The sequence below is a fragment of the Pseudomonas sp. genome (assembly GCF_049590575.1).
Classification (GTDB): Bacteria; Pseudomonadota; Gammaproteobacteria; order Pseudomonadales; family Pseudomonadaceae; genus Aquipseudomonas.
This window is the reverse complement of the sequence record NZ_JBAWDE010000325.1, coordinates 1-8168: the sequence shown is the minus strand read 5'-3', so window position 1 is coordinate 8168 and position 8168 is coordinate 1. Positions and strand designations below refer to the sequence as shown.

Below are 8168 nucleotides of genomic sequence, written 5' to 3'. Positions count from 1 at the left end.
GCAGCTTTGCATGTGCTGTAGATCTGCTTTCGCTCTGCGCTCTTGATCTGCTTCAACCACTCAGGTCGGCTACTAGGCCGCCGTGCTCTTGCTTTTGATTTTGATCTCAGGCGCCCCGTCAAACACGCTGGCCGAAGTGAGGGCACACCGAGCCGGAGGCGAGGTGCCGAGTGTTGGGGCAAGAGCCATGGTTACTTTTGGGTCCTTCTGTAAGAGCGGAACCCTAAGCCGCCGTGACCTAAGAAATGGATATGTACTCAAAACTAAAAACGCTGCTTACTGTTGGCTGGCCCGACATTCCAGCCCTTCCAAAGGTGACCCGCTGAAAGAGCAAAACCATAATCAGCCGCTACCGCAGCAACAGATATCCACCCAAAAGCGTCACCCCCGAACCGCCTGCGCCTTAGCCCGCATTTTATCCGCCATCACCGTCATCTCGTCATACAGCAACTGCGGGTTCTTCTGCTTCAGAGCCCAAGCCATCCGCCCCTGCTCATGGGGCAAAATCATAAACGCCCCCTGCGCCACCTGCTGGTAAATGTAGTCAGCAATCTGAGCCGCCGAAATCGGCGAACTCTCAAGCAACTTACCTACCTGCGCCTTCATCGCCGGCGTCGGCCCACGGAACGAGTCCAGCAAGTTGGTCTGGAAAAACGACGGGCACACCACATGCACCCCGACTTCCTGCTGCTTGAGTTCCACCAGTAAACTCTCCGACAACGCCACCACCCCCGCCTTGGCCACGTTGTAGTTGCTCATCGCCGGCCCCTGCATCAACGCCGCCATCGACGCGATGTTAATGATCCGGCCCTTGCTCTTTTCCAACAGCGGCAGGAACGCCTTGCAGCCCTTGACCACCCCCATCAGGTTGATTGCGATCTGCCAGTCCCAATCCTCCAGCGACAACTCGGCGAAGAACCCACCCGACGCCACCCCCGCATTGTTGACGATCACATCAATGCCGCCCAACTTCACCTCGCAGGCCTGGGCAAACGCAGTGAGCTGGCTGTAATCACGCACATCACAACGCTGGGTAAAGCCATCACCGCCGGCTTCGCGCACTAACTTCAGGGTTTCCTGCAACCCTGGCTCGCTGACGTCCGACAAGGCCAACTGCCAACCCTCGCGGGCCCAGCGCAGAGCGATTTCACGACCCAGGCCGGACCCGGCGCCGGTGATCATCATGCGATTTTGCATAGAAAGTAGCCTTGTGGTTTACAGAAGAAGTGACCGGCAGTGTAGCGAAGGTCCTTCCCGTACCCACGCACCATCAGAATGATGAATGCCCCAGGCAAACCACAGGCCGGGTCGGATGCCCACCTATAGCCTAAGTTCAATCTTTTTCAACTAATGAGCAGGATTTGCGAGCACATTAAAAGAAATAAGCACGTTCGCAAAATGCTTTAAAAAAACACGGAATTTTTCGCGAAGTGGTGCAGTCGGAGATGTTAGGGCGTCTGTAACTAGATGTACGGCGCTAACGTTCAAACAACCAGTCCTTGAAGAAGGCCTATAAGGAAATAAACCATGAGCCTCATTCTAATTATCATCCTGATCCTCCTGCTGGTCGGCGGTCTGCCAGTGTTCCCTCACTCGCGTAACTGGGGTTACGGCCCGTCGGGTATCCTGGGTGTTGTCCTGGTTGTCCTGATTGTGCTGCTGTTGCTCGGCCGGATATAAACGCCGCAACCCAGTAAAAGAAATAAAAAAAAGAGGCCTGAGAAGGCCTCTTTTTTTATGCTCGGCTACTTAGTCCGGCTTACCGTTTACAACACCTGCGGTGTTATCCAACAGGCTCTTTGTCGCGGTCTGCAGGAACGACTCGAGCTTCTGCTTCAGCGCCGCTTCGTCCGGCGATTCAGGAATCACCTTGCCGGTCGGGTTGGCGCCCAGTTCGTATTCCCACAGCTTCGGCGGCATTTCCTTGGGCAGTACCAGGATGCGGTCGGCGGTCACCAACGCCACGGTCTGGTCGCTGCCCGACGGCTTGATCACGCCAAAGCCCTTGTCGCCTTCCGGCAAGTTCAGCAGGTCACGGCCCCAGCACTGGTGCAGGGTGTCGCCACCGAGGCGACCCATGATGGTCGGCACGATGTCGATCTGGGTGCCCACAGTGTGGTCGCGCTCGCCGAACTTTTCTTGCATGCCTGGTGCAATCATCAGCATCGGCACGTTGAAGCGGCCCAGGTCCATTTCGGTGATCTGCTGTTCGTTGCCGAAACCGTGGTCACCCACGATCACAAACAGGGTTTCCTTGAAGTACGGCTCTTTGCGGGCCTTTTCAAAGAATTGGCCCAAGGCCCAGTCGGAGTAACGCATGGCCGTCAAATGCTCGTCGAGACTGCCACGGCCAGTGACTTTTTCCACGGGCAACGGGTTCGGCAGCGCGTACGGCGTGTGGTTGGACAGGGTTTGCAGCAGTGCGTAGAACGGCTTGCCGCCTTCACGGGCTTTCAATTCTTCCAGGCCGCGGTTGAACATGTCCTGGTCGGACACGCCCCACGTCGGGTCGGAGAACACCGGGTCGACAAAGTCGTTACGCCCGATGAAATTGGTCATGCCCTGGTTGCTGAAGAAGCCCGACTGGTTGTCCCAGGCGAAGTCGCCGTTATAGACATACACGTCGTTGAAATCCCGCGCGCTGAGCAACTGCGGCAGGCCCGACAGTTTGTGGCTGCCTTCCGGGGTCTGCATCAGGTATTCGAAGCCCGGCAGGTTCGGGAAGCAGGCCATGGTGGCGAACATACCCTGGTGGGTGTGAGTGCCGTTTGAGAAGAAGCGGTCGAACAGCAGGCCTTCCTTGGACAGTTTGTCGAAGTACGGCGTGATGTTGCCAGGGCGACCCAAGGCGCCGACCGAGTGACCGGCAAAGCTTTCCATCAGGATCACGACCACGTTCTTGATCGGCAGGGTCTTCTCGGCCGGTGGCGTGTAGTCACGGCGCACGGCGGCGATGTCGGTGTCCACCAGCTTCTCTTGCGGCAGTACCAGCATGTCTCGCACGGTCTGGGTGGCCAGCGGCTGGTCCAGGGTGGCCTTCCAGATATTCGAACGGTCTTCACCGAAGCGAGCCTTGGCCGCGCCGATCAGCGACAAGGTGCCATTGAGGCCCAGCTGGTTGGCGAAGTTCGAATCGGTGGTGTAGACATCCCCCCAACGCAGTGGCGGGCCCTGGCGCAGGGTGCCACGGGCGGCGACCACGGCAATCAACAGGCAGACCACGAACACCGCGATGCGGCTGTACCACGGCGCCACCTGGCGCGTGCCGATACTGCCGCCGCTGAACGGGCCACGTGGGCGAGTGGCGCGGTCGGCGCCTTTGAACGCCATGCTCAGGATCAGCGTACCCACGGCCCAGGCCAGCAGGTAGCGCACCACCGGGAAACCGTACCAGAGCATGCTCATCACGGTTTTCGGGTCTTCCTTCACATACTGGAAGACCAGGCCGTTGAGGCGCTGGTGGAACTCGCGGTAGAAGTCCATTTCCATCAGGCCGAGGAACAGCGCAATGCTCGACGCAACGGTCAGCCAGAACCGGAAAAACCCACGCGCGGCCATGGCGCGTACGCTGAACAGCGCCAGCAGCAATGGAATGATCAGGTACACCACCAGGCGCAGGTCCAGGCGCAGGCCGTTGGCGAACGCTTCGAGGAAGGTCGAGGCCGGTGTGTCGAGGATCATCTCGCGGTTGTAAACCAGCAGCGCCAGGCGCAGCAGGGAGAACATAACCATCATGACCAGTGCGCAGAGCAGCGTGTACGCCAGATGGGATTTGACGGTCGGTTGCAGCAGGCGATTAGAAGCTCGCTGCTGACTCAGGGCGTCCGGGTTTGCCATGTCGTTTCAGGACCCATTGGAAGTTTAAGTTGCGAAATAATGCGGCGGCGTCCGTCCCTCGCCCAGGCAGGCTTGGGGTAGGCGGTTAACGCGGTGGCGCAAATGGTGCCCGATCAAGGCCGGCAAGGCTATTAATTCTGAACGAGCACCGCTGCCCCGCTTTTAGTGGCCCGTGAGATAGAGCCGTGGCAGGGAGATAAAGCCGGCGAATTGTCTTGGATGGGATGTGAAAATTCTGTGCAGCGAATATTTCGAAACATAAAACCCGAGGGCATCCGGAACCCCATGTGGGAGGGGCTTGCCCCCTTCCCACATTTACTGTGCTTACTCCAGTGGGAGTGGAGCGATCAGATCCGCACGTTACCGCGCGGCCCGGCGATTGCCCAAATGATCAGGCCCAGTACCGGCAGCAACAGGATCAGCAGGATCCAGAGCACTTTGGCCCCGTTGCTCGCGCCGCTTTTGAACACATTGATGATCGCCCAGATATCCAGCGCGAGGATGATCAGCCCGATCAAGCCATTAAAAGTGGAACCCATGGTGTCGCTCCTAAGTGAGGTCATGCACTTGTAGGATAGTCAGCCCTGGCCGGGGGTTCCGTTTTATTTCAGACGTGCACGGCGACCTTCAGGGCCTCCAGGGACGGCTCGGCCTTGATCCCGACTTCGGCGCACAACGCCAGCACGCGCGGCAGGTCATTGCCATACACCAGCACGGCCTGGATTTCGTCATCGAGCAACTGGCTGAAGTCGAGCAGCACATAGCCGCCGTCTTCCGGGCTCAGGGCGCTCATCTGGATCTGGATGCGATTGAGCGCGGTCAGGTCTTCGGTCTTGGCCAGTTGCTTGGGCTTGAGGTTGAACGCCACACCCGGGCCGAATGACGCGACGATCTGTGCAAACAGATCGGCATAGGTGTCGGCCTGGAACAGCACCGTGTCCGGCAGGCTGCCGACCACCACCCACTCGCCCAAGGGAATCGGGAACGTGTCGTCGTAGTTGATATCCGGGTTGGCTGCCAGAAATGCGACAGGGTCGGCGTAGGCCTGGGCGGCTTCCTCGGCGATGCGCGCGACCTCGTCCTCGCCCATGACCCCGGCGCTGATTTTGCTGATAAGTTCGACGAGGGCGGTTTTCATGGGGCGATCCTGTAGCGGGCTGGTTTTTGAGGGCGCAAAGCCTACACCAGTTTCTGCAACTGCGCCGCCGTATCCATCGCGCCCATGGTCTGCGCAGCGGCCAGCGCGGTCGCGCCCTGGGCATCGGTGGTCTTGGGGTTGGCGCCCTGGCCGAGCAGGTAGTCGACCATTTCGACGCGGTTGAACATTGCCGCCATCATCAGCGCGGTGCGGCCATCGGACGATGCGGCTTCGATCGGCGTACCGCCTTCGATCAGCGCCTTGACCACCGGCAGGTTGCCCTTGAACGCCGCGCCGGCAATCGGCAGTTGGTTCTTGTCGTTGGCGATCAGCGGGTCGGCCTTGAACTCCAGCAACACTTTCACGGCTTCGACATGCCCGTGGTAGGCCGAGAGCATCAGCAAGGTGTCGCCATTGTGGTTACGAAAGTTGGCCGGCAAGCCCTTGGCCAGCAACGCGGCGAGCATGGCGGCGTCGCCCTTGCGGGCCACGTCGAACACTTGCTCGGCAAATTCGGCGGCTTCGTCTTCGGTCATTTGTTTGGGCTGGTCTGACATGTGCGGCTCCTTGTCTGGTGTGCTTTATAGGCGCCCAGTGTCACGAGGGAGTTCCCCGCTGTCATGGCTTTTTTGTCAAAAGCCCCCATAGGCACAATCAATAGCGGAACTGCCCGCCCTGGATCTGCGCGAGCAACTGCCCGGTCACCGGCACGTAGCAATCCGACCCCGGCAGCCAGGCGAAGACCGGGTCATTGCCGGCCTTGTCCGGGTCGAACGCCTCCTCCTTGAGTCGCACTTTCTGATATTTGAAGGTCCCGGTGGTTTCCATCTTCACCTTGATCCGCAGGAACAGCGGCACCGCATAATGCGGCAACTGGCCGTGGGCGAATTGCAGCAGCTCGCGCATATCAAGTGCGGCCAGGGATTCGCTCGGGGTGATGGCAACCATGCCCGCACGGCCATTGGTGTTTTCGATCTCGACGCCGTAGGCCACCACTTCGGCGATCTGCGGGTGTTGCAGCAGGACGTTCTCGACCTCGGTGGTGGAAACGTTTTCCCCTTTCCAGCGGTAGGTGTCCCCCAACCGGTCGACGAATTGCGCGTGGCCAAAGCCGATGCTGCGCAACAGGTCGCCGGTGTTGAAGTAGCGGTCGCCTTTCTCAAACACGTCGGTAAGGATCACCTTGCGGTTCTTCTCCGGGTCGGTGTAGCCGTCAAAGGGCGACTTATCATCGATCCTGGCCAGCAACAGGCCCTGCCCGCCGGTTTGCACCTTGCGCATGAAGCCGTCGCTGCCGCGGATCGGCTCGCCGCTGTCGTGGGCGTAGTCCACCAGCGCCCAGTGCTGCAGGCAAAAACCGATGGTGTTGTCGAAATTCAGCACGTTGGTAAAACCGATGTTGCCATCGCTGGCCGCATACAGCTCGCAGATATGCGCCACGCCATAGCGCGCCTTGAACTGCGCCCACACGCCGGGGCGCAGGCCATTGCCGACCATCTTGGTTACGCGGTTATCACGGTCGTGGTCGCCGGGCGGCTGGTCGAGCAGGTAACGGCACAACTCCCCCACGTATCCCAGGGTGGTGGCCTTGTATTTGCGCACGTCATCCCAGAACTGGCTGGCGCTGAACTTGCGGCGAATGGCGAAGCCCGATGCGCCGACAATCGCCGAACCCCAGCACACGCTTAGCCCGGTGGCATGGTAGAGCGGCAAGGTGCAGTACAGGACGTCATCGGCGCCCATGTCGAGGGCGATGCTGCCGAAGCTCACGGCGGTTTTGGTCCAGCGCCCGTGTTTCATGATGCCGGCCTTGGGCAAGCCGGTGGTGCCGGAGGTGTAGATATAGAAGCAGGGGTCGTTGAAGGAGATCTGCGCGGTGCTGGCGGGGTTGTCCGGCGAGCGCTCGGCACTCGCGGCCAGCAGGTCGACATACCCCTCGGGCATCGCACTCGCCTGCTGCTCGGCGACAAACCAGGTGCGCTGCGCCTCGATCTGCACCTGCCCGCGCACCGACTCATACGCGTCGACCAATTCTGCCCCCACCACAATCGCCACCGGGCTCACCAGGTTCAGGCTGTGCACCAGCGCGCCTTGCGTTTGTGCAGTATTGAGCATCGCGCAGATACCGCCGACTTTGGCCACGGCCAGCACGTTCAGCAGCAGTTCGGGGCGATTCTCGATAAACAGCGCCACCACATCGCCTTTGCCGATGCCCTGGGCCTGCAGGTGATGGGCGATGCGGTTGGCGCGCGCATTGGCTTCCCGGTAGCTGAGCATCTGGTCGCCGTAAAGCAAGGCCGCGCCGTCCGGGTTGCGCAGGGTCGCTTGCTCAAAGTGCCATCCCAGGCCGCAGGGTTGCGTGGGGTCTGTCACATTCGCAGCGCGCATGCCACGCACCACCCGCGGCAGGGCCCGAACAATGTCGGGCACCTTACGCAGCATCATGCCCCAAGTGATCATGTCGCTTTGCGGATGGCTCATGGCGCAACGTCCTTTTTCTTATTCTTTGTGATCCAGAAACGCCGGAATCCCCTGATGGGAAGACCGAAACGCTTGGCTGGAAAATACGTCAGCCGTTCTCGGGCTGTACACGCGGGATTTGAAAAGTTTTGTATCCCGGGGCGCGAATACCGAAAAAGGGAATTTAGCGGCCCGCAAGCAGTCTTTAAAAATAAGGGCACGCCCATTTTGCTGGTTCGAACAACGCAAAATGCAGGATGCATGATGGCCATTCATGCAAATTGCACGAAAACGAAAATTGGTTTATTTTTTAAGTTGCTGATTTATAACGATATTTTCGATAAACAATAGCTGGCACAATCACTGCACCTATCACTCCATGCTTGCCAACTTGAGCCAACGGAGCTGATAGACATGAGCCTGATCCAAGATAAATTCGCTTCAGTATTCTCCCAATACGACGTCACCACCCAGCCCCGTCCAGACGGCGGCATCCTGTTGACCTTGCGAAACAGCGAAGGCAAACAGGTCAAACGTTCCATCTCTTACCAGCAGTTGCACACTGCCGACCAACTGACTTGGGTCATCAGCGCTATTCGCCGCGACTTGGCAGAACAAGCCAGCGAGTTGCCGCAAATTTCGATGCTGCAAAGCCAAAACCGCTTTGCCCTGCCGACTTACCATTCGGCATAAGTAACCGACACAAAAAAAGGGCCGCGACGCCATTCAGCGT

At 59.3% G+C, this 8168-nt stretch carries 9 protein-coding genes; 3 read left to right on the top strand and 6 right to left on the bottom strand.

Going from position 1 to position 8168, the window contains the following annotated elements:
• Window positions 1-381: 381 nt before the first annotated feature.
• On the bottom strand, window positions 382-1197 hold the full coding sequence (locus tag WBR57_RS22770) for an SDR family oxidoreductase (protein WP_424086858.1): 816 nt from the start codon (window positions 1195-1197) through the stop codon (window positions 382-384).
• Window positions 1198-1527: 330 nt separating this feature from the next.
• On the opposite strand from WBR57_RS22770, the gene WBR57_RS22765 reads away from it, so the two are divergent.
• The gene (locus WBR57_RS22765) at window positions 1528-1680 is read left to right on the top strand and encodes a DUF3309 family protein (RefSeq protein ID WP_424086856.1); all 153 of its coding nucleotides are present in this window, start codon (window positions 1528-1530) and stop codon (window positions 1678-1680) included.
• A 69-nt stretch (window positions 1681-1749) separates the two neighbouring features.
• Here the strand turns inward: WBR57_RS22765 and WBR57_RS22760 are convergent, their stop codons facing one another.
• From WBR57_RS22760 to WBR57_RS22740, 5 genes are all read right to left on the bottom strand, one after another.
• Window positions 1750-3837: an LTA synthase family protein gene (locus tag WBR57_RS22760; RefSeq protein ID WP_424086854.1), complete on the bottom strand. Its 2088-nt coding sequence runs from the start codon at window positions 3835-3837 to the stop codon at window positions 1750-1752.
• Between the two features lie 347 nt (window positions 3838-4184).
• A complete protein-coding gene (locus WBR57_RS22755; RefSeq protein ID WP_424086852.1) occupies window positions 4185-4376 on the bottom strand; it encodes a PLDc N-terminal domain-containing protein in 192 nt (63 codons plus the stop codon).
• 68 nt (window positions 4377-4444) lie between these two features.
• Window positions 4445-4975 carry a hypothetical protein gene (locus tag WBR57_RS22750; RefSeq protein WP_424086851.1) on the bottom strand — a complete coding sequence of 177 codons (531 nt, stop codon included), beginning with the start codon at window positions 4973-4975 and terminating at the stop codon, window positions 4445-4447.
• Between the two features lie 41 nt (window positions 4976-5016).
• On the bottom strand, window positions 5017-5532 hold the full coding sequence (locus WBR57_RS22745) for an ankyrin repeat domain-containing protein (RefSeq protein ID WP_424086849.1): 516 nt from the start codon (window positions 5530-5532) through the stop codon (window positions 5017-5019).
• 97 nt (window positions 5533-5629) lie between these two features.
• Window positions 5630-7456 (bottom strand): long-chain-acyl-CoA synthetase, encoded by a 1827-nt coding sequence (locus WBR57_RS22740; protein WP_424086847.1) that lies wholly within the window; start codon window positions 7454-7456, stop codon window positions 5630-5632.
• Window positions 7457-7510: 54 nt separating this feature from the next.
• Between WBR57_RS22740 and WBR57_RS22735 the strand changes: the two genes are divergently transcribed.
• Both WBR57_RS22735 and WBR57_RS22730 read left to right on the top strand, forming a co-directional pair.
• Window positions 7511-7786: a hypothetical protein gene (locus tag WBR57_RS22735; RefSeq protein ID WP_424086845.1), complete on the top strand. Its 276-nt coding sequence runs from the start codon at window positions 7511-7513 to the stop codon at window positions 7784-7786.
• A gap of 63 nt (window positions 7787-7849) precedes the next feature.
• Window positions 7850-8128 carry a DUF3509 domain-containing protein gene (locus WBR57_RS22730; protein ID WP_016970113.1) on the top strand — a complete coding sequence of 93 codons (279 nt, stop codon included), beginning with the start codon at window positions 7850-7852 and terminating at the stop codon, window positions 8126-8128.
• The last annotated feature ends 40 nt before the right edge of the window (window positions 8129-8168 follow it).